Origin of the sequence: Aeromonas sp. A600620, from assembly GCF_029479985.1 — a bacterium.
Classification (GTDB): Bacteria; Pseudomonadota; Gammaproteobacteria; order Enterobacterales; family Aeromonadaceae; genus Aeromonas; species Aeromonas veronii_A.
This window is the reverse complement of sequence record NZ_JAAKXB010000006.1, coordinates 54,605-81,587: the sequence shown is the minus strand read 5'-3', so window position 1 is coordinate 81,587 and position 26,983 is coordinate 54,605. Positions and strand designations below refer to the sequence as shown.

At 60.0% G+C, this 26,983-nt stretch carries 24 protein-coding genes and 1 tRNA gene; 17 read left to right on the top strand and 8 right to left on the bottom strand.

Annotated features, from left to right (window positions below; genetic code table 11):
• Positions 1-5 precede the first annotated feature (5 nt).
• On the bottom strand, positions 6-1,256 hold the full coding sequence (gene lysA / locus G5533_RS09695; protein ID WP_441254737.1) for a diaminopimelate decarboxylase: 1,251 nt from the start codon (positions 1,254-1,256) through the stop codon (positions 6-8).
• Positions 1,257-1,288: 32 nt separating this feature from the next.
• A complete protein-coding gene (lptM, locus tag G5533_RS09690; RefSeq protein ID WP_074045189.1) occupies positions 1,289-1,465 on the bottom strand; it encodes an LPS translocon maturation chaperone LptM in 177 nt (58 codons plus the stop codon).
• 73 nt (positions 1,466-1,538) lie between these two features.
• Here lptM and cyaY point away from each other — a divergent pair, with 73 nt between their 5' ends.
• Together cyaY and G5533_RS09680 are read left to right on the top strand one after the other, a co-directional pair.
• Positions 1,539-1,853, top strand: a complete 315-nt coding sequence (gene cyaY / locus G5533_RS09685) for an iron donor protein CyaY (protein ID WP_040068798.1) — start codon at positions 1,539-1,541, stop codon at positions 1,851-1,853.
• On the top strand, positions 1,850-2,503 hold the full coding sequence (locus G5533_RS09680; protein ID WP_441254736.1) for an alpha/beta hydrolase: 654 nt from the start codon (positions 1,850-1,852) through the stop codon (positions 2,501-2,503). The genes cyaY and G5533_RS09680 overlap by 4 nt, the downstream gene beginning before the upstream one ends.
• Positions 2,504-2,566: 63 nt before the next feature.
• On the opposite strand, the gene G5533_RS09675 is transcribed toward G5533_RS09680, so the two are convergent.
• Positions 2,567-5,086: a class I adenylate cyclase gene (locus G5533_RS09675; protein ID WP_421205638.1), complete on the bottom strand. Its 2,520-nt coding sequence runs from the start codon at positions 5,084-5,086 to the stop codon at positions 2,567-2,569.
• Between the two features lie 323 nt (positions 5,087-5,409).
• On the opposite strand from G5533_RS09675, the gene hemC reads away from it, so the two are divergent.
• The 4 genes from hemC to G5533_RS09655 are packed head-to-tail and all read left to right on the top strand — an operon-like array spanning position 5,410 to position 9,290.
• Positions 5,410-6,339: a hydroxymethylbilane synthase gene (gene hemC, locus G5533_RS09670; protein WP_421312877.1), complete on the top strand. Its 930-nt coding sequence runs from the start codon at positions 5,410-5,412 to the stop codon at positions 6,337-6,339.
• On the top strand, positions 6,336-7,070 hold the full coding sequence (locus G5533_RS09665) for a uroporphyrinogen-III synthase (protein ID WP_421212210.1): 735 nt from the start codon (positions 6,336-6,338) through the stop codon (positions 7,068-7,070). Before hemC ends, G5533_RS09665 begins: the two co-directional genes overlap by 4 nt.
• Positions 7,067-8,116, top strand: a complete 1,050-nt coding sequence (locus G5533_RS09660; RefSeq protein WP_005355191.1) for a uroporphyrinogen-III C-methyltransferase — start codon at positions 7,067-7,069, stop codon at positions 8,114-8,116. Before G5533_RS09665 ends, G5533_RS09660 begins: the two co-directional genes overlap by 4 nt.
• A 10-nt stretch (positions 8,117-8,126) precedes the next feature.
• Complete coding sequence (locus tag G5533_RS09655; protein ID WP_100646922.1) at positions 8,127-9,290, top strand: heme biosynthesis HemY N-terminal domain-containing protein; 1,164 nt, start codon at positions 8,127-8,129, stop codon at positions 9,288-9,290.
• 70 nt (positions 9,291-9,360) lie between these two features.
• Here G5533_RS09655 and G5533_RS09650 read toward each other — a convergent pair whose 3' ends face one another.
• Complete coding sequence (locus tag G5533_RS09650; protein WP_005336384.1) at positions 9,361-9,612, bottom strand: YkgJ family cysteine cluster protein; 252 nt, start codon at positions 9,610-9,612, stop codon at positions 9,361-9,363.
• Positions 9,613-9,746: 134 nt separating this feature from the next.
• On the bottom strand, positions 9,747-10,757 hold the full coding sequence (glpX, locus tag G5533_RS09645; RefSeq protein WP_005336386.1) for a class II fructose-bisphosphatase: 1,011 nt from the start codon (positions 10,755-10,757) through the stop codon (positions 9,747-9,749).
• Between the two features lie 218 nt (positions 10,758-10,975).
• Here glpX and G5533_RS09640 point away from each other — a divergent pair, with 218 nt between their 5' ends.
• From G5533_RS09640 to G5533_RS09605, 8 genes are all read left to right on the top strand, one after another.
• Positions 10,976-12,037, top strand: coding sequence for a porin (locus G5533_RS09640; RefSeq protein WP_216952723.1), 1,062 nt, complete (start codon positions 10,976-10,978; stop codon positions 12,035-12,037).
• Positions 12,038-12,156: 119 nt separating this feature from the next.
• Positions 12,157-13,077 carry an ABC transporter substrate-binding protein gene (locus G5533_RS09635; protein ID WP_266134540.1) on the top strand — a complete coding sequence of 307 codons (921 nt, stop codon included), beginning with the start codon at positions 12,157-12,159 and terminating at the stop codon, positions 13,075-13,077.
• Positions 13,078-13,110: 33 nt separating this feature from the next.
• Positions 13,111-13,989, top strand: a complete 879-nt coding sequence (locus tag G5533_RS09630; RefSeq protein ID WP_421172968.1) for an EamA family transporter — start codon at positions 13,111-13,113, stop codon at positions 13,987-13,989.
• 435 nt (positions 13,990-14,424) lie between these two features.
• Positions 14,425-15,891: a glutamate/gamma-aminobutyrate family transporter YjeM gene (yjeM, locus tag G5533_RS09625; RefSeq protein ID WP_042053465.1), complete on the top strand. Its 1,467-nt coding sequence runs from the start codon at positions 14,425-14,427 to the stop codon at positions 15,889-15,891.
• Between the two features lie 258 nt (positions 15,892-16,149).
• Positions 16,150-17,061 (top strand): D-alanyl-D-alanine endopeptidase, encoded by a 912-nt coding sequence (gene pbpG / locus G5533_RS09620; RefSeq protein ID WP_042053464.1) that lies wholly within the window; start codon positions 16,150-16,152, stop codon positions 17,059-17,061.
• A 222-nt stretch (positions 17,062-17,283) separates the two neighbouring features.
• A complete protein-coding gene (locus G5533_RS09615) occupies positions 17,284-18,321 on the top strand; it encodes an acyltransferase (protein ID WP_227341551.1) in 1,038 nt (345 codons plus the stop codon).
• A gap of 291 nt (positions 18,322-18,612) precedes the next feature.
• A complete protein-coding gene (locus G5533_RS09610) occupies positions 18,613-20,655 on the top strand; it encodes a TonB-dependent receptor (RefSeq protein WP_421255061.1) in 2,043 nt (680 codons plus the stop codon).
• 21 nt (positions 20,656-20,676) lie between these two features.
• Positions 20,677-21,342 (top strand): PepSY-associated TM helix domain-containing protein, encoded by a 666-nt coding sequence (locus G5533_RS09605; RefSeq protein ID WP_421255098.1) that lies wholly within the window; start codon positions 20,677-20,679, stop codon positions 21,340-21,342.
• Between the two features lie 241 nt (positions 21,343-21,583).
• Here the strand turns inward: G5533_RS09605 and G5533_RS09600 are convergent.
• Positions 21,584-21,669, bottom strand: a tRNA-Leu gene (locus tag G5533_RS09600).
• A gap of 143 nt (positions 21,670-21,812) precedes the next feature.
• Between G5533_RS09600 and G5533_RS09595 the strand changes: the two genes are divergently transcribed.
• A complete protein-coding gene (locus G5533_RS09595; protein WP_042053459.1) occupies positions 21,813-22,346 on the top strand; it encodes an RDD family protein in 534 nt (177 codons plus the stop codon).
• Positions 22,347-22,420: 74 nt separating this feature from the next.
• Here the strand turns inward: G5533_RS09595 and lptG are convergent, their stop codons facing one another.
• On the bottom strand, positions 22,421-23,491 hold the full coding sequence (gene lptG, locus G5533_RS09590; RefSeq protein ID WP_421255060.1) for an LPS export ABC transporter permease LptG: 1,071 nt from the start codon (positions 23,489-23,491) through the stop codon (positions 22,421-22,423).
• Between the two features lie 25 nt (positions 23,492-23,516).
• A complete protein-coding gene (gene lptF, locus G5533_RS09585) occupies positions 23,517-24,629 on the bottom strand; it encodes an LPS export ABC transporter permease LptF (RefSeq protein ID WP_005356742.1) in 1,113 nt (370 codons plus the stop codon).
• A gap of 172 nt (positions 24,630-24,801) precedes the next feature.
• Between lptF and pepA the strand changes: the two genes are divergently transcribed.
• Together pepA and G5533_RS09575 are read left to right on the top strand one after the other, a co-directional pair.
• On the top strand, positions 24,802-26,310 hold the full coding sequence (gene pepA / locus G5533_RS09580) for a leucyl aminopeptidase (RefSeq protein WP_005336423.1): 1,509 nt from the start codon (positions 24,802-24,804) through the stop codon (positions 26,308-26,310).
• 174 nt (positions 26,311-26,484) lie between these two features.
• A complete protein-coding gene (locus tag G5533_RS09575) occupies positions 26,485-26,940 on the top strand; it encodes a DNA polymerase III subunit chi (RefSeq protein WP_040068777.1) in 456 nt (151 codons plus the stop codon).
• Positions 26,941-26,983 lie beyond the last annotated feature (43 nt).

Below are 26,983 nucleotides of genomic sequence, written 5' to 3'. Positions count from 1 at the left end.
CGCCATCAGGGCAGCAGGTGCTCACCACGCCAGAGATCGGCCAACTGCTCACGCTCGCGGATCAGATGTGCTTCGGCACCATCCACCAGCACTTCGGCTGCGCGCGGACGGGTGTTGTAGTTGGATGACATGGTAAAGCCGTAGGCTCCGGCCGAACGCACCACCAGCAGGGAGCCTTCGGCAATGGCCAGGGTGCGCTCCTTGCCGAGGAAGTCGCCGGTCTCGCACACCGGGCCCACCACGTCATAGAGCGCGGGAGCATGACCGGCGCGGCTATCCACCTCGATGATGTTCATCCAGGCGCCGTAGAGCGAGGGGCGCAGCATGTCGTTCATGCCGGCATCGATCAGCGCAAAGTTGCGGGTTTCGCCCGGTTTCAGGTACTCGACCCGGGTCAGCAGCACGCCGGCATTGGCGACGATGGCACGGCCCGGCTCGAACAGCAGGGTCAGATCCCGGCCCGCCAGCTTCTGCTTCAGCGCTTCGGCATACTCGGTCGGATGGGGTGGCTGCTCGGAACCGTAGTTGACCCCAAGGCCGCCCCCCACGTCCAGATGATGGATATGAATGCCTTCTGCAGCCAGACCGTCGATCAGCCGCAGCAGCTTGTCAGCCGCTTCCATAAAGGGATTCAATTCAGTGAGTTGCGAGCCGATATGGCAATCCACCCCGACGATCTCGATGTTCGCCATCGCGGCCGCCTTGCGATAGATGGCTGGCGCCAGCTCGATGGGAATGCCGAACTTGTTCTGCTTGAGGCCAGTGGAGATATAGGGGTGAGTACCGGCATCGATATCCGGATTGACCCGAACCGAGACGCGAGCCTTCTTGCCCATGCTGCCCGCCACCCGATTGAGGCGCTCCAGCTCTGCTTCCGACTCCAGATTGAAACAGAGGATCTCTTTTTCCAGCGCGAGGCGCATCTCGGCCTCGCTCTTGGCCACCCCGGAGAAGACCACCTTGGCCGGATCCCCCCCCGCCGCCAGTACCCGCGACAGCTCGCCACCGGAGACGATGTCAAACCCCGAGCCCAGTCGGGCCAGCAGGTTGAGCAGCGCCAGGTTGGAGTTGGCCTTCACCGCATAGCAGATCAGATGGGGAATATCGCCAGCGGCCTTGTCGAAGGCGTGCCAGTGGCGCTCGAGGGTCGCACGGGAGTAGACGTAAAGCGGGGTACCGTACTGCTCGGCAAGCTGTTGCAGCGAGGTTTGCTCGGCCTGAAGCTGGCCGTCGGCGTCGTAGTTAAAGTGATCCAAGGGGGCGGTTCCTTCCTAGAATGGGTGCGGCATTAGTGCGGCGCGGCCTCGGTGGCAGCCTCGGAGGTCGCAGGCGGTGCTGCTTGCGGTGTACTCTGGCTCTGTGGCTGCTCGGGGGGCGGCATATAGAGCGGCCCCTTCAGACCGCACGCGGCCAACCCGAGGGACAGAAGAGTGGCAAGCAGACACTTGGTGAACTGGGTGATCATAATGGTTCGCTGCGAAAAAATTTTTGGCCCTCTATAATCGCACTCACATTGTTAAAAGCAACAGGATAAACCGATGAAGGATCACGAGTATCACGCCCTGACCGACGCCTTTTTCCAATATGTGGAAGACACCCTCGACGAGGGGTATCCGGATATCGACTGCGAACGCAGCGGCGGCGTATTGACCCTCTCTTTCGAGAACAAGACCAAGGTCATCATCAACAAGCAGGAGCCACTGCACCAGATTTGGGTCGCCACCCGCGAGAACGGCTTCCACTTCGAACTGCAGGGTGACACCTGGATCGACAACCGCTTCGGCCACGAGCTCAAGGCGCTGCTGAGCCAATCCTGCTCCGCCCAGGCGGGCGAAGAGGTGGTGTTCCCATGATTGACCTGCACCCGCAGGGCGCCCGTCATGCGGTGATCTGGCTACACGGGCTGGGTGATTCCGGCGCCGGTCTCGCCCCGCTGGTGGACGCGCTGGATCTGCCCGCCGAGCTACCGGTGCGTCACCTGCTGCCGGATGCCCCCGAGCGCCCCATCACCATCAACATGGGCTACAAGATGCGCGGCTGGTACGACATCAGGAGCTTCGAGGATCCCGCCGAGCGGGCCGTGGAGTCCCATGTCCGTGAATCAGCCAACCAGATTGCCGCATTGCTCGATCAGCTGGTGGCCGACGGGTTTGCCCCCGAGCGCATCGTGCTGGCGGGCTTCTCTCAGGGCGGGGTGATTGCCTCCTTCACCGCGCTGCGCTATCAGACAACGCTGGCGGGCCTGCTCTGCATGTCCACCTATCTGGCAGCCCCCGACAAGCTGCTCGGCGAGATGAGCGAGGCTGCTCGCACCCTGCCCATCTGCTACATGCACGGCATCTACGACGATGTGGTGAGCCTGTCGCTCGGTTGGGATGCCAAGAACCGGCTGGAAAGCGCCGGGCTCGACCCCGAGTGGCACGAGTACCCGATGCGTCACGAGATCTGCCGTCCGCAGCTCGGCGACATTCGCAGCTGGCTGCTGGCCCGCCTCGGCGCCTGAGCAACCGCAAAAGCAAACGGCCTGCATCTGCAGGCCGTTTTTATGGCGACTTACCCTCGCGGGTCACCCGACATCACGAGTGGGTGACACCTGCTCACGCGGAGCTCCCTGGCTGCGATAGGGGATCACTGCCAGCTCGCTCCCCTGCTGCACTATCTCGTAGTACTGGGGCAGGTTGAAGTTGATGAACTGACCATCATCGCTGAACCGCTCGTGGTTGGAGGTGTAGAAGCGGTTGACCCCCGCCACCAGCTCATCCTTGTTGCCGGCAAAGTGCTGGTAGATCTCCACCCGGTTCGCCTCATCGAGGATGTAGATGTTGGTGCCCGCATCCCGGGTATCGAAGAAGAACTGCACCAACCCTTCGCTGGCGTAGGCATCAACGATGCTCGGCAGATGCTGGCTGTGGGTCTTGTCGAGCCGCAGCGGCAGGTGATCCAGCTTGTTGTGGGAGATGTGACGGTAAAAATCGATGGCGTTCTCCAGCTTCTTCACCGACACCCCGCGCCGCTCGAAGAAGATGCCGTACTTCTCGCGGCCAAGGGCCATGGTCTTGACCAGCTGCTGCTTGTCGCGGGCAAGGCGCAGATCGATACACTCCGCCACCAGCTTCTGGAAACGGGAGCGCACCAGAGATCGGAAGTGCTGGCTATAGCAGAACACCTCGATCATCTCGGGGGCGGCGGCATCCTGATGCATCTTGCCGAGGATGGTGGTGAGGGCATCGACCACAGCTTCATCCCCCTGGAAGTGCAGAGTACGGATCTCGCTCCAGGAGTTGCGATAGACCAGATCCACCGAACCGACCAGACACTCCTGATTGCGACCGAACGAGAAGACATCCACTGTATTGGCGTCAAATTCGATCACCTGACCGACCCAGTGGCTGGTCGGGTCCATCTCCAGGTTGAGGAAGATGGAGAGCTGACGGATCTCGCACGGCCGACTGAGCGCCAGGTTGGTGGCCAGCGGGTACTTCTCGGGGAAGCAGCCGGAGAGATCGCGGCAGAACTGGTGCAGATTGTCGATGTGCAGATCCGAGCCCTGATTGAACAGGTGCACCCGCGACTGGGGGGTCAGCAGATCGTTGAAGTAGGCCCAGGAGACCAGCTTGCTGATGTAGCCGTTGAACTCGAGCGGCGCGCGACCAATGATGTCCACCGGCTCCAGCGAATGTTTGTAGAGATACCAGCCGGCGCGGTTGAGGCGACCGTGGGGCACCTGCACGAAGCTAAGGTCGGGCTCGCTCAGATCCGGCGCGATCTTGAGGTTCACCCGCTGCACCTTGCCCGGCAGGCTCTCGAACGCGGCGTATAGTTTACGCGACAGGATGCCGATATCTTCCGGGTTGATCGACTCGCTGATGTTGTTGCGACGGGCGAACTGGATCAGGTTGCGGTAGCTCTGCATCAGGGCCTCCAGCAACTCGGCATGGGCGATCTTCACCTCCTCGACCTTCCACTCGTGGCGATGATCGAGGTGGTACAGTTTATCCTGGCTCCAACCCCAGTAGGAGACCAGTTGGCTCATCTGCTCGCGGCGCCACTCGGGAGAGTGATCATCCTTGGGATGACTGAGGCCATCGCACACCTTGAGGTAGAAGCAGCGGCGCACCAGATCGAGTCGCGCCATGTCGCCGATGGACTTGAGGTAATTGGTCACCTTGTCCAGCATCAGACAATAGTTGTCGAGCCGGTAGTGCATCCCCTCGTTGTGCTGAAACCAGTCGCGGCTGATCATCGATAGCAACCGGGTGTTGGGGTACTCGTGGGAATAAGCCTCCATCAGCACCGACTTGAGCACCGCCTTATAGGGGGAATCGATCCCCTTGTAGAGCTGCCACAGGGCAGAGCCGAAATACTCCTCCGCCGGAATCCGGTCAAAACTGCCGAGATCGAGCCAGTCATCCTGCCTGAGCTTGCCACTCTCGAACAACCCGTTCACATAGTCGTCGTAGTGATCATCACACTCGACAGGAACCAGATACCAGATGAGTCGCTTACCGGCGATGCGCATGGCGCTGCGGTAGAACTCGTCAAGCAGCAGCAGGTGCTGGGCGCTGCCACAGCTCTCTCCCTGCATCTCGGCATCGTTGGTCTGGCGGAACTTGTCTTCGGGGATCAGGAAGAAGTTGAGGTCGACCCCGCGCTGCTCCGCCCACTTGGAGAGCAACCGGCACTTCTGCTCCAGCAGGGCGAGCCGCTCCTGCGACAAGCCAGCCACGTGGCAAACCCAGATATCGAGATCGGAGTGACAGCACTGGCCGATGGAGGAGGTGCTGCCCATGGAGTAGAGCCCCTGAATGGCTCGATCATGGGTTGCCAGGCCGCTCTGACAGTTGGCGTTGCGACAGAGGTCATCGATAAAGGCTTGCTGCTCGGCGCTGGCGCTGAAGCTCCAGATGCCATGAGGAACATCACCGGAGACATAACCGGGGAGCAGGGGGTGATTGAAGTGCAGCATGACGGGCAGCAGTTGGAATACCTGCTGCCCGTAGCGACTCATGAGACCTAACGCTCGTTGCGTCTTGAGACGGGTAATGTCGTCATAACGCGCAACCAGCGTATCGATGTGTTCCTGCAATGCCCTGCCTATCACCTAAGTGAAAATGACGCACCAAAAGAGGGATACGTCAAAAAAGTGTGATCATGTTAACAATGCAAACAGCGGTGGTAAACAAGCCTTCAGCTAAACGTCAGATTATTTCTGGTATGACCACATCAAGTATCAGGGGAAATCATTAAATTCCAATGCATTCAATGAATTAATCAAGGCCGCTTGCTTAATGAAAATCATTTTCAGCATGCATTTTTGAGCTTGGCCCCGCTTTTGCCGGCTCCGCCATGAAAGCCCGGGCAAAGGGTGGTAATATCGATTTCCTTCTAAAAATGAAACAACTGATTGATATGGCAGCCCGAACCCTGAAAATTGCCACTCGCAAGAGCCCGCTGGCCCTGTGGCAGGCCAACTTTGTCAAAGACCGGCTCGAAGCCCTGCACCCGCAGTTGCAGGTCGAACTGGTGCCCATGAGCACTCAGGGTGACAAGATCCTCGATACCCCGCTGGCCAAGGTCGGTGGCAAGGGGTTGTTCGTCAAGGAGCTGGAGACCGCCATGCTGGAAGGACGGGCCGATATCGCCGTTCACTCCATGAAAGACGTTCCGGTAGAGTTCCCCGAGGGGCTCGGTCTGCACACCATCTGCGAGCGGGAAGATCCCCGCGACGCCTTCGTCTCCAATAGTTTCACAGCCATTGCCGAACTGCCGCAAGGGGCCGTGGTCGGCACCTCCAGCCTGCGCCGCCAGTGCCAGCTGCGCGCTGCGCGCCCGGATCTGGTGATCCGCGACCTGCGTGGCAACGTCAACACCCGCCTCGCCAAGCTGGATGCCGGTGAGTACGACGCCATCATCCTCGCCGCCGCCGGTCTGAAACGACTGGAGATGGCGCACCGCATTACCGCCTTGATCGAGCCGGAGCAGAGTCTGCCCGCCAACGGTCAGGGGGCTGTCGGCATCGAATGCCGCCTCGACGACGTTGAGCTGCACGCTCTGCTGGCGCCGTTGGAGCACGCCGAGACCCGCGCCCGGGTGCTGACCGAGCGCGCCATGAACCGCGCCCTGCAAGGGGGATGTCAGGTCCCCATCGGTGCCTACGCACTGGTCGACGGCGAGCAGATCTGGCTGCGCGGTCTGGTGGGTAGCCCGGATGGCAGTCAGGTTATCCGTGACGAGATCCGCGGCCCGCTGGCCGATGGTGAGGCGCTCGGCGAGCAACTGGCCCAGCGTCTGCTGGCCGCCGGTGCCGACGAGATCCTGGCCGAGGTCTACCGCGCATGACACCGCTGGTGGTGCGTCCGGCCGCCCAAGCCGCCGAGCTGGTGCAGTTGCTGCGCCAGCACGGTCATGCACCACTCTGCTGCCCGCTGCTGGAAACCGTGGCGGGCAGTGAACTCCCCCGCTTGCCCAACCTGTTGCACAGCGCCGATATCGTTATCGCGGTCAGCATCCATGCCGTTCATTTTGCACACGATTTTCTGTTGCAAACTGGTCAGACCTGGCCACATATTGAGTACTTTGCGGTGGGTCAGGCCAGCGCAGATGCGTTTGCCGCTATCGGCATCACAGCAAGCTGCCCGGATGACCCGCGCAGCGAAGGGCTGCTGGCCCTGCCCGCCCTGCAGCAGGTAGCAGGCAAACGGGTACTGATCTTGCGCGGTAATGGCGGGCGGGATCTCATCGCCAGCACGCTGGCCTCACGCGGTGCTCTGGTGCACTATTGTGCGGCCTATGAACGCCACTACCCCGAGCTAGACGGGGAGACATTGACCCGCCACTGGCAGGCAGCGGGGCTGGACAGCCTGCTCATTACCAGTGGTGAACTGCTGCAACGGCTGCTGGAGCTGGTTCCCGACCACCAGCGGCCCTGGCTTTTTGACCGCCTGCTGGTGGTCCCCAGCCCGCGAGTGGCCGAGATGGCCCACTCCGCGGGCTTTATCCATATCACGATTGCCCAAGGTGCATCCAACCAGGCCCTGACGGCCGCACTGGAACTGAGGAAGATGGAATGACAGAACAACAAGAATCCCAGGTAAAACCCCAGCCGACCGCTGCGGTCAATGGCAGCAAGAGCCGCTCCGGTGCCGTACTGGGAGGGGTCGCCATCCTGCTGGCCCTTGGCCTGACCGGCGGTCTCTATCTGCACGGTCACAAGAATGCCGTGGCCCAGCAAGCCGAACTGGCCCAGCTCAAGCAGCAGCTGGCGAGCGCCCTGAGCAAGATCGACCAGACCAGCAGCAAGGATGCCGAGCAGCTGGCCGCGCTGGATCAAACCCAGCAGCGGCTGCAAGGGGAGATGCAGGGTCTGCAGAACCGGGTACTGGATCTCAACGATAAACGCCCCAACGACTGGATGCTGGCCGAATCCGAGTATCTGGTTCGGATGGCGGGTCGCAAACTGTGGCTGGAGCATGACCTCGTCTCCGCCATCACATTGCTCGGCAATGCCGACGAGCGGATCGCCGCCCTCAACGACCCCAGCCTGATGCCGATCCGCAAGGCGCTGGCCGAGGATATCGCCAAGCTCAAGGGGATGCCGCGCATCGACCGCGAGGGGCTGACCCTCAAGCTGGCCGCGCTCTCAGATCAGATCGAGCTGCTGCCCCTCTCCACCGTCAGCATGCCGGAAGCCAAGGCCGAGCCGGATCAGGCGGTCAGCGCCAATCCCGACGAGTGGGAGAGCAACCTGAAGAAGAACTGGGTCAAGTTCACCGAGAACTTCGTCACCATCCGTCGCCGCGATGGCGCGGTCGAGGCGCTGCTCTCGCCGCAGCAGGAGATCTTCCTGCGTGAAAACCTCAAAACCAAGCTGTTGCAGGCCCAGCTCTCCGTCTATCGCGAGCAGCAGGCGCTCTACGAAGACAGCCTGGACAAGGCCCAGCGCTGGCTGACCCAGTATTTCGACACCGACAACAGCGCCACCCGCTACATGCAGGGCGAGATCGACAAGCTCAAGGGTGAGCAGATCCAGATCGACTATCCGGCCCAGTTCAAGACCCAGGCGATGCTGGAGCAGGTGCTGACCGAACGCCTGCAACGCATTCTGGCCAGCAGCTGAGGAGGGCACCATGATCCGTATAATCATTCTGGTTGCCGTGATGGTCGCAGGGCTGATCTTTGGCCCGCAAGCCTCCGGTAACAAGGGCTATGTGCTGATTGCCCTTGGCAATTACACCATCGAATCCTCCGTCACCAGCGCGGTGATCCTGGCCGTGCTGTTCTACGGAGCCCTGCTGATCGTCGAATGGCTGCTGGGTCGGGTATTCGGCCTGCGCCGCAAGACCCTCGGCTGGTACGGCTCGCGCCGCCGCCGCAAGGCCAATCAACAGACCGTCGCCGCCACCCTGGCGATGGCCGAAGGGCACTACAGTCAGGCTGAAAAACTGATGATCAAGGGGGCCAGCAACAGCGATACCCCGCTGCTCAACTACCTGAGCGCCGCCAAGGCGGCACAGGCCCGTGGTGACGACGCCCGCCGGGATCAATACCTGCAAAAAGCGCAGGAAGAGAATCCCAAAGCCGAGCTGGCGCTCACCCTGACCCAAACCCAATTGCAAATCGAGCAGGGCCAGTACGATACCGCGCTGGCGATGCTGGAGTCGGTCTACGCCCTCAACCCGCGCCACCCCATGGTGCTGGATCAGCTGCGTCAGGTGCATCTGGCCCGTCAGGACTGGAGCGCCCTGTGCGACCTGATCCCGGCGCTGCACAAGGTGGGCAAGCTGACCCCGAAACAGGAAGAAGATCTGCTGCAACAAGCCTGGTGTGGTCGCCTGCAACAGGCTGCCGGCAGCCTCGAGACCCTCAAGGCGGTGTGGCAGGATCTGCCGCGCAAACTGCGCCTCGAGCCAGAACTGCTGGCCTGCTACGGCGATCTGCTGCGCCAGCTGGGCGCCGATGGCGAGGCCGCCACCCTGTGGCAGGAGGCGCTGCGCAAACAGCCGATGCCGCAGCTGCTGGCTCGCCTGCCCAAGCTGAAACTCGACAGCTACCAGCCGCTGTTGGCACTGCTGCAAAAACAGCAGGGGCAACCGGAGGTGGACACCGCACTGGCCCAGCTCTATCTACTGGCCGGTCAGCTGGACGATGCCCAGAAGCTGCTGGAGCAGGAGGTGGAGCGGGCGCCGAGCGCCGCCGCCTACCATGCTCTCGGCCAGCTGATGGACAAGCGCCGCCTTACCAACAAGGCCAACGAGTACTATCGTCAGGCACTGGAGCTGGCGGGGATCTGATCCCCGGCGAATAGAAACGCGAGAGGCCGCATGATGCGGCCTCTTTTTTTATATCTTCGCCCTGCTCTCGTCAGGTGGTGAGCCGCTCCAGCTCGCCGATCAGCCAGATGGCCTCGGCGCGATGGCTGCCGCACACATCCATCATGGGGCGAAAACCGCCACACACCGCCGGCCGCTCCGGTTGACCGAAAATCTTGCAGCCAAGGGCGCTATCGAGCTGGATACAGGGGACGCCAGCCGGTTTGCCATCTGGCATACCGGGAATGGCACTGCTGATACTGGGGGCGATGCAACAGGCAGCGCAGCCGCTACGACACTCCATAGACTCCACTCCTTTGGGATGGTCTGAGCCACCATAGCCGAAGCGGCGGCACAAACGTAGCTGGCGCACAACAAAAAGCCCGACCGCACGGGCGATCGGGCTTCAAACAACACAGCCGGTTCAGCGAGCCATCATCACAGGATGATGTCACGTACCACGCTGTCTTTGCGCTCCAGGTAATGGATCGACTTGATACGACGAATGGTACGGGATTTACCACGGATCAACAGAGTCTCGGTGGTCGCCATCACGCCATCGCTGGTGATGCCATCCAGCAGATCACCCTTGGTGATGCCGGTGGCGGAGAAGATGACGTTGTCATTCTTCGCCATATCTTCCAGCTTGAGCACCTTGTTGACGTCGATGCCCAGCGCTTCGCAGCGGGCAATTTCCTGCTCGCCCAGCGCACGCACTTCCGGGCTGTCGCCCTTGACCCGGTGACGCGGCACCAGACGGGCCTGCATGTCGCCATCCAGCGCGCGGATCACCGCCGCGGAGATCACCCCTTCCGGTGCGCCGCCGATGCCATAAAGCATGTCGACTTCACTGTCCGGCAGACAGGTGAGGATGGAGGCGGCAACGTCACCATCAGGAATGGCGAACACCCGCACGCCCAGACCCTGCATCTCCTTGATTGCCTTGTCATGACGCGGCTTGGCCAGGGTAATGACAGTCAAACGGGAGAGCGGCTTGCCCAGCGCCTTGGCCACGGACTTCAGGTTCAGCTCGAGAGCCTGATCCAGGTCGATGGCGCCTTTGGCCTTGGGCCCGACGATCAGCTTTTCCATGTACATGTCAGGTGCTTTCAGGAAAGAACCCTTGTCGCCCACCGCCAGCACGGCCAGCGCGTTGGCCTGACCCATGGCGGTCATGCGGGTACCCTCGATGGGATCGACCGCGATATCCACCGCGTCGCCGTGTCCGGTACCGACCTTCTCGCCGATATAGAGCATCGGCGCTTCATCAATTTCACCTTCGCCGATCACAATCTCACCATCGATCTCGATCTGGTTGAGAATGTGGCGCATGGCCGCTACGGCCGCCCCATCAGCGATATTCTTGTCACCACGTCCGAGCCACTTGTAGCCAGCCAGTGCAGCCGCTTCCGTCACTCGGGAAAACTCGATTGCCAGTTCACGTCTCATCGCATATCCAACCTATGGAGCTCGAAAACGGGCGGCATTCTACCACAAGGGCAAACCTTTGCGCACAAAAGTAGCTGCCAGGTGCATAAATGTAGCCAATTCATCCAATTGCAACCCAATTGCCATCGACTCTTCATCCAGTTGTCACCCCGCTGTCATGCATCTTCCCTAGGATGGCCCCGTCTTCAAAACAAAAGCTTGCAACACAAGGGATTAAGATGAAAAAGCTGACTGTAGTGGCACTGGCTCTGACCGCCGCCTTCCAGGCGCAAGCCGTTGAGGTGTATAAAAATGATACCGCCATGCTGGACCTGTATGGCCGCATCTACGCCGGTCAATTCTTCGGCGACAAGAAAGAAAACGTCGATACCGCCAACCCGAATGGCACCAAGGATTACAGCGCCAAGCAAGGGGCTAACCAGTTTGTCCGCTTCGGTGCCAAGGCTGAAACCCAGATCCAGAGCGGTCTGAAGGCGCTGGCCCAGTACGAAGTTCAGATGTACATCAACGACAGCGAGAAGACCATCAGCGAGAGCTCCGACAACCTGCGTACCCGTCTGGCCTTTGCCGGTGTGGGCGCTGACTGGGGTACAGTGACCTTCGGTCGCCAGAAAGGTGCCCCGGGTTTCCTGGCGGACTGGACTGATGTCTCCCTCTCCGACGGCTACGGTAACGAAGCGCTGGGTGCAAAGACCGACACCTTCGCCACCAACCGCGCCGGTTCCGTACTGAAATACTCTGGCCTGTTCAATGGCTTCCAGCTCGACACCAGCTACAAGTTCGACGGTGGTGACACCGAAGAGACTACCAGCAAGGATAGCGACGCGGCCTACGGAGCAGCCGTGGCCTATACCTTCCCTTTCAACCTGTCGCTGGGTACTGCCTATAACGTCGGCCTGCGCGACAAGAGCGGTGAAGAAGATGCAAAACTGTGGCTGATCTCCGCCAAGTTTGACAACAAGGCCGCCTACGCCGCCCTCAGTTATGCCGATGGCAGCGACTTCCTGGCGACCGGCACCGATCACACCGGTTGGGAAGCCGCGCTGGGCTACAACTTCGAGAATGGCTTCGGTCTGATGGCGCTGTGGAACAAACAGGAGCAGGACAAGGCTGGCACCAAGAAAGACAATGTGGATTACTACACCCTGGGAGCCCAGTACAAGTTCAACAAGAACCTGCGGGTGATCGGCGAGTACCGCATCAACAATCTGGACAGCGTTGCCGGCAAAGCGACCGCCAACAAGGATGACTTCCAGCTGGCTGCTCGCTACGACTTCTAATCGAGGTTTTCTGATACCCAAAGCGCGATGGCTTGCCATCGCGCTTTTTCGTCGCTGTTGCTCAGAAAACCACAAACTGGCCTAGGCTCAACAGTAGATGTATCGCCGGAGAGATGATCATGGTCAGGCTGCTTTTCGTCCTGCTCTTGCTGCTGGCTCTTCCCGCTCACGCCCTCAATATCGCCATGGTACTGTGGCGTGGCGAAACCGCCGCCGAGGCGGGCTTTCGGGCCGAACTGACCCGACTTGGCTATCAGACCACCATCACCGTCTACAATGCCAATCAGGATCGCACGGCGCTGGCGACCATGCTACGTCAGCAGATGCTGCCGAAACTGGCCGAATACGACTACATCTACACCTTCGGTACCACAGCCACCACCATGACAAAGAGTTTGGTCGCCAATCGCAAGCCCATGATATTCAATGTGGTTTCAGATCCTGTCGGGGCAGGTTTTCTCTCGGAAGACAAAGCCCAGAACAGCATGGTGGCCGGGGTAAGCAATATGGTGCCGATGGCGCTGCAACTGGCCAATGCCAGCAAGTACCTCCCATCGGATAAGCGGCTGCTGCTACCCTTCAACCCGCGGGAGCAAAACACCCTGCTGGTGGCCGACATGCTGATCAACGCGGCCAAAGGTTACCAATGGCAAGTCGCAACCTGGCGTATAGCACCGGATCCAAAGCGACTGGAGAACGAGTTGAAGCGGCTGCAACAGGATGCCAAAAACGACATCGTCTTTCTGGCCGCAGACAGCTATCTGCTCTCCATCGCCCCCCGTTTGCTGAATGCACTCAACGCAGCTGCCATCCCTACCATCTGCAGTGCAGAGCTGTTCGTCGAGCACGGCTGCAGCGTTGGCACCATCAGCAGCTACGAGGCGCTGGGCAAGATGGCCGCAGTAATCATCCATCGCCACCAGCAGGGAACGCAGTTGCAGGATATTCCGCTGCAGACAGATCCCCACCCCAAACTGGTGCTGGGGCAACTGGGCAGCACCACCAAGCAGGAGAAGAACCCCGAGAAACCGAAGCTTTGATAAAGATCTCGGCCAATCAGGCTCCAGGCGGGTATGCTGTTGGCCCCCATCGCCCGAGAGCCTTTTCCCATGAGCACCACCGTCTTTTTTGCCGTTCTGCTGGCAGCCCTGCTTCACGCCAGCTGGAATGCGCTGGTCAAAATTGGCGAAGAGCGGCTGGTGGGGGTGTCACTGGTGGCGATCTTTTCAGGGCTTATCGCCGCCGTGGCGCTGCTGCCCATGGGGCTTCCCTCTGCTGCCGAGCTGCCCTGGCTCGGCCTCTCAGTCCTGCTCCATATCGGTTACTGCCTGTTTCTCAGCCATGCCTACAATCAGGGCGATTTTGGCCAGATCTATCCGCTGGCCCGTGGCAGTGCCCCGCTGCTCGCCATGGCGTTAAGTGCCCTGCTGCTGGGGGACTACCCCGGTTACGGCGGCATCATCGGCGCCTGCGTGCTGATCATGGGGGTCTTGCTGATGGCCTGGCGAGGTGGGCAGCAGCGCCTTGACAGCAAAGCGGTTCGGGCAGCACTGATCACGGCCATGTTCACGGCGACCTATACCCTCTCGGATGGAGCCGGCGCCCGCGCAGGGGGTGAACCGGTACGCTACACCCTCTGGCTCTTTGCCTGCACCGGGCTGGCGATGCTGCTGGTGCTGATCGTCCACCAGAAACGCAACGCATGGCGCCAGATCCGTCGCCATGCGATGGCGGGAATGGCAGGAGGTGCCATGTCACTGCTCGCCTACGGGATTGTTATCTGGGCCATGACCCAAGCACCCATTGGCGTGGTCGCGGCTCTGCGCGAAAGCAGTGTGCTGTTTGCCATGCTGCTCTCGGTCTGGCTGCTGAAAGAGCCGCTCGGGCGCATGCGGCTGACGGCGGCGGCCATTATTACCGGCGGCGTGCTGCTGACCCGGCTGGGAGGATAAACGCTGTCGCCATTGGGGCGGATTTATCAGGCAGGATGGCGCAATTCACTCCGCCAAATATGCCGAATACCAATAATGGAAATAAGTGTCGGCCTGGGCGTAAATGTTTACATCCGCAACGTATCAATTAACTGGCAGGTCTGTTTATTTCAACCACAGCTTCATTCGGGAAACTTACCTGCCCAGCAGCATTAATGATAAAATCGTTCACAGTTAATTTTCGGCAACGCTGACCAATACCGCGCATGGCACAGACCATGCAGCTCCGCCCATACATTCATTGACCGCCTGACGGGTAAGCCAGCCCGGTCAGAGATGACCCGATCGCGCCCGCCACAGCAAGATGGCATGGCGCTACCGCGTTATTAATGGGTCTGGTTTCGTCCGTTTAATTTTTGATTATTTTAAATCCAGCACCATCAGGGAGTTTTTAATATGTCAGCAAAAAAGCTGAAATTGGGCGCCTTTATATTGATGATATTAACATCGGTATTTGGCGTCACTAATATCGGGATCGGTTTTTACCGAATGGGATATGCCGCCATTCCGATGTTCGTGATCGGCGGTCTGTTCTTCTTCATCCCGTTCATTTTGATGATGATCGAATTCGGCACCGGCTTTCGCAAAGAGGCAGGCGGCATCTTTACCTGGATGCGCCACTCGGTCTCGACCCGATTCGCCTTTATCGGTCTGACCATGTGGTTCGCCTCCTACGTCATCTGGATGTTTGGCAAGGCGCTCTCCATGTGGGTGCCCCTCTCCTTCATGCTGTTTGGCCGCGACATCACCGTCATCCCGGTCACCCTGGGCACCGGCATCGACTTTGGCCCCTTTATTCTGGGCGTAGTCGCCATCGCACTGGTTGCCACCGTCACCAAGCTCATCACCCTGGGCAGCGCCCGCTTCGCCAAAGTGGCGGCTATCGGCGGTCTCTCCGTGGTGGCACTCAACGTGTTGCTGCTGGTCGGTGGCGTCTTCACCTTCGCGGTGAGCGGCATGACTCTGCAGGAGCCCTTCACCCAGGCATCGCTGACGGCGTCTCCCAATGCCGCGTTCAACGACATCATCCCCTTCCTCGGCTTTATGGTGTTCGCCATCTTCGCCTACGGCGGGGTCGAGGCGATGGCCGGGGTGGCTGACGAGCTGGAAGATCCCGAGCGTGACCTCAAGCGCGGCATCTTCCTCTCCGGCGCCTTCATCGTACTCTGCTACATCATCGGCTTTCTGGCGGTCGGCTCAATCATGCGCTGGAGCGACTTCCCGGCCGAGGGGATCACCTCTCTCTCCGCCCTCTTCATCATCATGTTGGAGCTGGGGCGCCATCTCGGTGGCGAGTGGCTGGGACAGGTGTTCATGCGCTTTGCTGGCCTTGGCATGTTCCTGAGCTATCTGGGCGCCTTTATCGCCCTCTCATACGCGCCACTGCGCCAGTTCATCACCGGCACCCCGAGCTACTTCTGGCCGGAGCGTTTCCAGCGCGAGAACGAGAATGGCGTGCGCATTGAAGCCCTCAAGGTGCAAGCCTGGGTGGTCTGTCTGTTCATTGCCGCCAAGTCCATCTTTACCCTGATCAACCCGGAAGGGGCCGCCGCCCTCTACGAGCTGATCATCACCATGACCAACGTCGGCATGACCCTGCCCTACATGTTCCTCATCTACGCCTGGTATCGCTATCGCAACAACCCGGCGCTGGGCAAGGACCTGATCTTCTTCAAGAGCGCGGGCTCGGTACTGCTTGCCACCATCATCAGCCTGATCCTGGTCGCCTTCGGCAACGTCTTTACCGTGGTCGCCCCCTTTATCTCCGGCGATATCTCCACCGGCGTCTGGACCATCATTGGCCCGCTGCTGTTCGTTGTGATCGCCATGCGCTTCAAGATCAAGCAGGAAGATGCCCACTAACCGGCAGGCAATGCTCCATGCCAATCGGGACCGTTCTGGTCCCGATTTTTTTAGCGCCGGCTTCCGCTCGCCATCACGGCCAGTCCATAGTTTCAATGCAAAAAAGACTCTATGGAGACCTCTTTTACGCTCTCCTCGCCGTCAGAGCACGCTCAACGCCGTAAATTATCAATATCAAGGTGAGAATGATTGTGAAGCGCCAGTTCACGACATATAACTTAGCGAGATATCCCTGTATTTCGTCCGGTAGAGCTGATCATGATGATGCGTTCCCTCCTTCCCCTGTTGCTTGGCGCAGTAATGCTGCCGGCCACTATGGACAGTGCCCATGCCAACCCCTTTTCCGCCAGCAGCAAGAGCAGCAGCGGCTTTCTCGAGCGACGGGATGTGCCCAACCTCAGCTCGGCTGCCTTCGTGGTGGCCAACCACAGAACCGGCGAGGTGATCTCCGAGCGCAACGGCAACCGGGTAATGCCCATCGCCTCACTCACCAAGCTGATGACGGCGCTGGTAGTGCTGGATGCCAACCTGCGCCTCAACGAAATGCTCACCGTGACCAATGCCGACATCGACCGCATCAAGGGAACCGGCTCGCGCCTGGCCATAGGTTCCAGGCTCAGCCGCGCCGAAATGCTCCATATCGCCCTGATGTCCTCTGAAAACCGTGCCGCCTCGGCACTGGCCCGCCACTATCCCGGCGGTCAGCGCGCCTTTGTCGAGGCGATGAACGCCAAAGCCCGCATGCTGGGGATGTGGAATACCCACTATGCAGACAGCACCGGGCTCAACCCGCGCAATGTCTCCACCGCGCAGGATCTCGCCAAGCTCGCCGCCGCAGCGGCCTCCTATCCGCTGATCCGCCAGTACTCCACCGACGAGCAGAGTTATGTGCGCACCAACAAGCGTCAGCTGCACTACCTCAACTCCAACCGGCTGATCCGCGAAGGGCAATGGGAGTTCACCCTCTCCAAGACCGGCTATATCCGTGAAGCGGGCCGCTGTCTGGTGCTGGGCACCAAGGTCAATCGTGAGCCGGTGATCATGGTGTTGCTCAATGCCGAGACCACCAACGATCGGGTCGCCGACGCCAAGCGGATCAAAACCTGGCTGGAGAGCTCGGGCAGAACCACCCTGGCCGCCAACCAGAGCAGCATGCTGACTCACCAGTAAGCTCGAGATCCCCAACCAAGCGAGGCGCCCGCCTCGCTTTTTTATCTGCATGAGCGCGCCCAAAAAACGGGAGCCCGCTCCCGTTACAGGTAACACCTTCCACCATCCCGTTACAAAATGTAACTACTCAACAGCGTAATTCACACTAATAGAATCAATTGGTTGTAACCTAGCAGCGAGAATTTTAGCGTGCCATCACAACCCCTGTAACGACGAGCCACCATGCGTATTTCCAGTATCGAGTGCGGGCGGGTACTGGCCATTCTGGCCGTGATGACCATTCACGTATCCCCCTTCGCCAATCCGTTCAATCCCGCCCTGTGGGGAAGTGGATCCTGGCTCTGGCTGAGCGGCACCATCAACCAGTTATGCCGCTTTGCCGTGCCGCTGTTTTTCCTCTGTGCCGGTTACTTTCTGCAGCCGAGACTGAGCCGCGAAGCGCCGCTGACCGTGGCCTGGCGCTACTGCCACCCCTTGCTGCTGCTCTGGCTGGTATGGAGTCTGGTCTACCTGCTGGTGCCGTTCAATCCGCTGGATGCCGTACAGCAAGGCTATCTGGCCTCCCTGCGCGGGCAGTGGCAATTCCAGCTCGGCGACCCCCTCAATGGCTGGCTGGTGGGCGGCATGATCCACCTCTGGTTCCTGCCAGCCCTGGTCATGGCGGTAGCCCTGCTGGCACTCTGTTACCGGCTTGGCAGACCATCGCTCGCCATCTGGCTGGGTCTTGGCCTCTACCTGCTGGCGCTGCTGGGGGGCTCCTATGCCAAGCCGCTGCTGGGCGCCGAGTGGCCACTGCTCACCCGTAACGGCCCCTTCTTCTCCCTGCTGTTTGTGGCGCTCGGGGCCCTGTTGCGCCAGCGTCAGTGGCAGCCCGATGCCCGCACCGGCTGGCAACTGCTGCTGGCGGGCGTGACGCTCTATGGCTGTGAAGCCTGGGCGCTGCAGCACTTTGCCGCAGTGCCGCTCACCCGCCACGACTTCCTGCTCGGCTCCCTTCCCTGGGCTCTCGGCCTGTTTGGACTGCTGCTGGCCAACCCCGAGTGGGGCAAGGGCAGCTGGCTTGAACGTCAGGCCCCCAAAGTGCTCGGGATCTACTGCCTGCACATGATGCTGGTGGTCTGGCTCTTCGTGTTTGGCCCGCAGGCCGCATCCATCCTGTGGGAGATCGCCAAGGTGCCGCTGCTGCTGGGATCGTCTCTGCTGGTCTATCGCCTGCTGGCGACTATCCCCCTCACCCGCCGACTGCTGAGCACTCGCTGAGTCCGATATCCGGCCCGTCCTATCGGGCTGGATATCGCTTCACATTTCGCACCTTTTTCTTCCGCTACGCCCTTTTCCCTCGCTTCGTTCTCGCGGTTTGCTGTAATGGCTCTGCTTTTCAGCCGAGCTCTGCCGACCACACAACACGCACCCAAAGCCCCCTCCATTTTCACCTTGCCAGACAAATGAAAATCAATATCATTGGCATCCCGCTTAAGCGGGTCAGGCTAATTATAATTAAATCAATATGTTCGAGCCGTCAGGTCGACATCCAAAGAGTCAATATTGAATATGCAGCACCCTCACTTTCGCAGAACGCTGGTCTCGCTGGCACTGCTGGGCACCGGCTTCACTGCCCAGGCCACCGATGAAACCATGACTGTGGTTGGCAAACGCTCCCAGCATCAGGAAGTTGCCACCGCAACCCGTACCAATACGCCAGCCAAGCTGGTTCCCCAGACCATCGACAGCGTCAAGGTCAGCGAGCTGACCGCCTTCGGCCAACCTACGCTGAGTGAAGCCCTGAGCGGCATTCCCGGGGTCAACGCAAGCGGTGATACCCGCTTCGACGGGGTCAATATCCGCGGCTTCAGCGCCAGCAACGACTTCTATCTCGACGGATTCCGCGACGACATGCAGTACACCCGGGATCTCGGCAACATCGAGCGGGTGGAAGTGCTCAAGGGCCCGGCTGCCGTGCTCTACGGCCGCGGTAGCACGGGGGGCATCGTCAACCGGGTCAGCAAGAAGCCGCAAAAAGGGCAGGAGTCCAGCGTCACCGCCCGGGTCGGCAGCTTTGACAGTCAGCGACTGGCCGCCGACCTCAATGGCGAGGCGAGTGAGCAGGTGCAACTGCGCCTCAACATGGCGCAAGAGGACAAAGATAGCTTCCGCAACGGCGTGAAGAGCAAGCGCACCCTGCTGGCCCCCTCCGCCAACTGGGAGATCAGCGACAACCTCAACTGGCTGGTGCAGTACGAGCGCAACGAACATGACCGCACCCCGGATCGCGGCATTCCCGGGGTCAATGGCCGTCCGGCCGATGTGCCGCGAGAGTATGTCTACAGCGATACCAGCCGCGACTTCATCGATGACGTGGCACAATCCACCCGCTCACGCCTCTCCTGGGATATCAACGATCAGTGGCAGTTGCGCCAGCAGCTCGGTTACTCCACCCTCGACAGCCAGTTTGACAACACCTATGTCACCAGCGTCAAAGGGGATCAGGTGACCCGCTCCCGCTGGCAGCAGGATCTGAAAGCGAAGAACCTGATCAGCAACACCGAGGCAGAAGGTCTGTTCCAGACCGGCCCGGTGGAACATCGCCTGCTGGCCGGCTTCGAGCAGAACTGGCAGGAGCGCACACCCAAGCTCTACCAGAACGCCACCGCCATCCCGTCCGGCAACCTCTACGACCCGGGCTCACTGCCTACCTACAATGGCGCCATGAAGCTCTCCAGCGACGCCAAACACAAGGTGCGCGGCAATGGCCTCTATCTGCAGGATCAGCTCAGCCTGGGTGACTGGCATCTGGTGGGCGGGCTGCGCCGTGACGACTTCACCGTCACCAGTCGCCGCTACGACCTCAACAAGGAGGAGAGCGTCTCGGTCAACAGCCTGAGCCCGCGCCTCGGTCTGGTGTGGAATCCCCTCGAGGATCACGCCTTCTACACCTCCTACAGCAAGACCTTCACTCCGGTGGGCGGCGAGCTGATCGGCATCACCCCGGGCGACAAAAACAACGGGCTGGAACCCCAGCACACCCGCCTCTACGAAGGTGGGGTGAAGAGTGACTGGCTGAACGGCAAGCTGGCGACCACTCTCTCCCTCTATCGACTGGAGATGTACAACAAGCGCACCAAGGATCCGCTGGATCCCACCAAGGTGATCCTCACCGGCCTGCAGCGTACCGAAGGGGTCGAACTGAGCGCCCGCGCCGAGCTGACCGACGAGATCTATCTGCGTGGCGGCTTCGCCATTCAGGATGCGGAGCAGGTCAAGGCGGATGCGGATCTGCAGGGCAAGCGCCCGATGAACGTCTCCCGCCAGAATGGCCAGTTCTATCTCGGCTACAAGAGTGGTGAGCAGGGCTGGTTCGGTGAAACCGGCGTGACGGCGGTGGGCGATCGCTTTGCCGACAACGCCAACACCACCACACTGCCCGGTTACGCCCGCTTCGATGCGCGCGCCGGTTATCGCTGGCAACAGTGGGAAGCCGAGCTGAGCGCCGAGAACCTGACCGACCACGAGTACTTCGTCAGCGCCACCAGTGCCAACCAGATCATGCCGGGTACACCCCGTCAGCTGAGCCTGACCGGTACCTACCGTTTCTGAACTTTGTGACAACCACCCCGACTGGCCAGCTCTTGCTGGCCAGTTTTTTATGAAGCAACCACGATGAAACGCAGAAGAGTTCCCCTTCACAACAACAAATGGGTACGCCGCCTCCATGCCTGGGCCGGCTTTTTTACCCTCGCCCTGATGCTGATGTACGGCATCACCGGTCTCTGGCTGCAACACCGTGCCGTGTTGCCCATTCCCGGCCCCCACACCGACAAATCGAGTGAAGAGATAGTGCTCAAGGCGCCGCTCGCCAGCCCGGAGCAGCTGAAAAGCCTGCTGCAACAGCGCTATCCCGATACCTTTGCCGACGGGCGAACCATGATCACCCCGGCCCAGACACTGCCCACCCCGAACGGCCAGCTCACCCTACCCGCCAAGTGGGAGATGCGCGGCGTCACCCTCAGCCAGAGCGTGGCCGCCAGCTATGTCGAGGGCACTCTGCTGGTACATACCGACCTGCAGCAAGCCAACTTTGCCGCCAGCCTCAACCGGCTGCACCGCGGCATGGGTACCGGCCTCGGCTGGCAGCTGTTTGGCGATATCGCCGCCCTGGCCCTGCTGCTGCTGGCCCTCACCAGCCTGTTTATGTGGACCAAGCTGCACGGCACACCTAGAGCCATCATAGCACTGACGCTCGCAGGTGCCCTCGGTACCCTGCTGTTTGCCCTGCTGGGATAGCACGGCAACCATGTTCTGATGCAGCAAGGTTTGGAAAAAAAAACGCAATAGAAACAGACCGCTGGCGGTGATGCTGTCAGCGGCTATATCAAGGAAAGGAAATAACGGAGAGCGGGAAAAGAGAAGGGATACCAAGAGGTAACGGGAAGTACTGCCTGCTCAGCAGCAACGCTGCCAATGCGCAGAAACGCCAAAAAAACAAAAGGCCATCATTGCTGATGGCCTTTTGTCATGAATTTGATGGTGCCCGGGGTCGGACTCGAACCGACACGGTTATTCACCGGCGGATTTTGAATCCGCTGCGTCTACCGATTTCGCCACCCGGGCAACTGCGATGGATTATACGAATGGCGCGATGCCATGCAAGGTGTTTTTCGATTGAACACTCCCGTTTGTTCATTTATTCAACGCCTTGCCGATGCGGGGCCAGTTACATAGAATGCCGCCATCATCTTAATGGAATAAAAACGATGGCCAAGCCTAAAAAAGTCCAACAAAAATCCCCCTCTCCCGCCACTCAGCCATACCCGTCAGCGGGTCTGATGCGTCGCCTCGGCGCCCTCATCTATGATGCGCTGGTGGTGACTTCGCTGCTGATCATCGCTGGCTTCATCGGCATGGGTGTCGCCAAGCTGTTGCTGGTCACCGGCATGGCCAGCGTACCAGCGGGTGAAGATACCGTCTGGTTGCTGACCCGCCACCACCTGAGCCTGATCTACACCCTGTGGCTTGCCTTCGTCATCTGCGGTTTCTACACCTGGTTCTGGACCCGTGCTGGCCAGACCGTCGGCATGCGCGCCTGGCGGCTGCGCATTCAGAACGAAGATGGCAGCCACATCCGCGTTACCCAGGCGTTGATCCGTCTCGCTACCGCCGCCTTTGGTCTGGGCAACCTGATGTGCCTGTTCAACCGCCAGCGCCCACGGGCGTTTCAGGATATCTGGGCCGAGTGCGAAGTGATCGTGCTGAGCAAGCAGGAAAATCTGGAATTGTTGAACAAGTAATCCCGGATCAATGCAGCAACGAAAGAGGGCACCAACAGGTGCCCTCTTTGCATTTCCTCATAATCTCGTGCGGATTACTGCTTGCGGCTGAGGATGTAGAAGGAGATGCCGCCAAACAGCAAGCTGGGCGCGATAGCCGCCAGAATCGGCGGTACCGCATAGACCAGACTGATGGGGCCAAACACCCGATCGCTCACATAGACGGCGAAGCCGGTCATGATCCCCATCAGCATCCGCGCCCCCATGCTCACCGAGCGTAGCGGGCCGAAGATGAAGGAGGATGCCAGCAGGATCATCGCCACCACCGAGAGCGGTGACAGCAGTTTGCGCCACATCTCCAACTTGTATCGACCGGCATCCTGCTTGTTGGCATCGAGATAGCCGATGTAGTCGAGCAGACCGGAGACCGAGAGGTTCTCGGGGTCGATACTCACCACCCCCAGCTGTTTGGGCGTCAACTCTGAGCTCCACTCCATCTTGTCGTGCTCTTCACTGCGGATCTGAGCCGGGTCGTCGAAGCGGGTAACCTGCGTCTGCTTGAGCAGCCAGTGATGCCTTTCAAATACCCCCTCCCGTGCCTGCACCACGTCGATCAGCTTGCGCTCGGGGGTGAAGCGATAGAGGGTGATGCCGGTGAGGGCGCCATCGTTACGCACCCCGTTGATATTGACGAAGTTATTGCCATCGCGAGCCCACACCCCGTAGGCGGAAACCGTCAGACGACCTTCGGACAGCGCCCCCGCCTTGATGTCATCTGCCATCCGCTTGGCGATGGGGGCCACATACTCCCCCATCAGCCCCACCATGATCATCAGCGGGATCGCCGTCTTGAGCGCCGCCATTACAATACTGATCTTGGAGCGACCCGCTGCCTGCATCACCACCAGCTCGGAGCTGGTCGCCAGCTGACCCAGACCAATCAGGCCACCCAGCAGCGCGGCCAGCGGGAAGAAGAGCACCGCCTCCTTGGGCATGGAGAGCAGCACATAGTAGAGGGCGTTGATCATGTCGTAATTGCCGTCACCGACCGACTTGAGCTGCTCCACATACTTGATGAGCGCCGCCAGGCCAACCAGCGTGATTTCACACAGCAGGATCGACATGAAAATGACCCTACCGATATATCTATCGAGAATGCCAAACATCAGCAGAAGTTCCTATGTTGCAGCATCATGCTGATTTTCTGTTGAAATAGCGCCCTTTCACCCCGTTCCACCAGCTGGTGCCCTGCAGATTGAGGGGCAGGCCGATAAACAGCAGGTAACCGAGCGGCACCAGGAACATCCCCGGCCAGTAGGGCAGCCGACCGCTGTCAATGGCCGAACGGGCGGCGCTGAGCAGCAGGAAGTAGGAGAGATAGAGCATGATGGCCGGCAACAGCTTGGCGTAGCGCCCCTGACGGGGATTGACCCGCGCCAGCGGTACCACCAGCAGGGTCAGCACCGGAATGGAGAGGGGCAGCGAGATACGCCACTGCAATTCCGCCATCATGGCGTTGTCCTGGGTACCGAACAGTTCCATGGTCGGCTTGGCCGCCGCCTTGCGGTTGGAACGCTCCATCTCCTGCTGGCGGATCACCAGACCATATTCGCGAAAATCGGAGATCTGGAACTGTTTGCCGGAGAAGTTCCCTTCGTAGCGGGAACCATCCATCAGAGTCAGCCACTGCAGGCCGTTCTCATCGACCGTCACCACCCCTTCGGTCGCCACCACCACCGAGGGAGGATTGTTCCCCTCCGCCCGCTGCAGCACGAAGATCTTTTGCAGTTTTGAACCGTTGTCGTTCAAATCCTGGATATAGGCAACCAGACGCCCCTTGTCGAGCTCCATAAAGCGGCCCGCCTGCAGGAAGGAGATACCCGGATCCGACTTGAACTCGTCGATCACCTGATACTCGCGCTCCTTGGCTTGCGGGGCGATCCAACCGGTGTTGAACGCCGCGACCACCGCCGTCAGCAAGGCCAGCAACATGGCGCTGCGCATCACGAAACGGTGGCTGAAGCCGACCGCATGCATCACCGTCATCTCGCTTTCGGCGTAGAGGCGACCATGGGCAAACAAAATGGCTAAAAAGAGACTGATAGGCAGCATCAACAACGCCATATTGGGCAAGTTGAGCAGCAGCAGGGTGGAGACCAGACGTGTCGGCACCTCGCCATCGGCGGCGTCACCGATGATCTTGATAAATTGTTGGCTGACAAAGATAAGCAGCAATACGAATAACACTGCCAGCTGGGTTTTCAGGGTTTCCCTGAACAAATATCGGAAAACGATCACAGTCATTCCCAAGTAAACTTGTGTTTTTAGTCGAATGCCTGAAAAATAGGGCCGTATATTGGATTTTTACCAGTTTGAACTGCGGAGCCTGTGGCTGTTCGCTCCGCCTCTGATACCCCAACAAGCACCGCATTATTCAATAAAAGGTGCCTTTTGTCTTTAGGATGTAGGAGATTCCATGGAGTTCAGTGTAAAGAGTGGCAGTCCAGAGAAGCAACGGAGCGCCTGCGTCGTAGTCGGCGTATTTGAGCCTCGTCGCCTCTCTCCGGTTGCCGAACAACTGGACAAGATCAGCGATGGCTATATCAGTTCGCTGCTGCGCCGTGGCGACCTGGAAGGGAAACCAGGCCAGATGCTGCTGCTGCATCAAGTACCGGGCGTGCTCAGCGAGCGCGTACTGCTGGTCGGATGCGGCAAGGAGCGGGAACTCGACGAACGCCAGTACAAGCAGATCATCAACAAGACCATCACCACCCTGAACGAAACCGGCTCCATGGAAGCGGTCTGCTTCCTCACCGAGCTGCACGTCAAGGGTCGGGATACCTATTGGAAGGTGCGCCAGGCGGTAGAAACCACCAAGGCGGGCCTCTACAGCTTCGATCAGTTCAAGACCAACAAGGCCGAGCCACGTCGCCCGCTGCGCAAGCTGGTATTCAACGTGCCGACGCGTCGGGAACTGACCATTGGTGAAAAAGCCATCGCTCACGGTCTGGCCGTGGCCAAGGGTGTGCGGGTCTGCCGCGACGTGGCGAACATGCCGCCCAACGTCTGCAACCCGGCCTATCTGGCTTCCCAGGCCCGTCGTCTGGCCGATGCCTACGACAACATCACCACCAAGGTGGTGGGCGAGCAGGAGATGGCCGAACTCGGCATGAACTCCTATCTGGCGGTGGCCCGCGGCTCCGATAACGAAGCCATGATGGCCATCATCGAATACAAGGGTCATCCGGATGCCAAGCCCATCGTGCTGGTCGGCAAGGGTCTGACCTTCGACTCCGGCGGCATCTCCATCAAGCCGGCTGACGGCATGGACGAGATGAAGTACGACATGGGTGGCGCCGCCTCCGTGCTCGGTACCATGCATGCGCTGGCACAGCTGCAACTGCCGATCAACGTCATCGGCGTACTGGCTGGCTGTGAAAACATGCCGGGTGGCAACGCCTATCGTCCGGGTGACATCCTCACCTCCATGTCCGGCCAGACCATCGAAGTGCTCAACACCGATGCGGAAGGTCGTCTGGTGCTGTGTGATGCGCTGACCTATGTGGACCGCTTCGATCCGGAAACCGTCATCGACGTGGCGACCCTGACCGGTGCCTGCGTCATCGCGTTGGGTCACCACACCTCGGGTCTGCTGGCCAACCACAACCCGCTGGCCCACGAGCTGCTCAACGCCTCCGAACAGGCGGGTGATCGCGCCTGGCGTCTGCCGCTGTTTGACGAGTATCAGGAGCAGATCGACAGCCCGTTCGCCGACATGGCCAACATCGGCGGTCGTCCGGCCGGCACCATCACCGCAGCCGCCTTCCTGTCACGCTTCACCAAGAAGTACAACTGGGCCCACCTGGATATCGCCGGGACTGCCTGGAAGAGTGGCAAGGACAAAGGCTCTACCGGTCGTCCGGTGCCCCTGCTGACCCAGTTCCTGCTGAACCGGGCTGGCGTGGATATCGAAGAGAAAGAGTAACTCTCCGGCCCCTGCCGATGGCTGCATCGGAAGGGTTGGCGTTACCCTGAACAACAAGGAAGAGGCCCGCCTCTTCCTTGTTTCATTCTTGAATCAGTGAGCTGCGGACGGGAAACGCCCCGTCAGCCTCATGAGGCGGTCAACAGTCCGTCACCGCAAAACGGGATCAACCTGATGAGCCAAGTGACCTTTTACCTGATGAGCGAACAGGATGACGCGCAGGCCTCTGCGGTCGAGCGACTGGCCTGCACTCTTGCGGCCGAGTCGTGGGGTGCGGGCCATATCTACCTGTTCTGCAACGATGAGGCCCAGGCTCTGCGTCTGGACGAGCTGTTGTGGCAACTGCCGCCGGAGCGCTTCGTGCCGCACCAGCTGCAAGGCGAAAGCGGCATGGCCCCGGTGGAGATCGGCTATCAGCCACCGAAACGGCGCTACGCCCGCCTCATCAATCTGGCCACTGCGACACCTTTGTTTGCAGGACACTTCGCTCAAGTGGTAGATTTTGTCCCCACTGACGAAACACAAAAGCAGCAAGCCCGCGAGCGCTACAAGCACTATCGCCAGGCAGGCCATACCCTCGAAATGAGGGATCAGCCCGTCCTTGCCGCACCGGATCCGGCGCAGCCCTGACTGCGCCGCCTGTGATCCACGACGAATCAACACCAGAATCCAT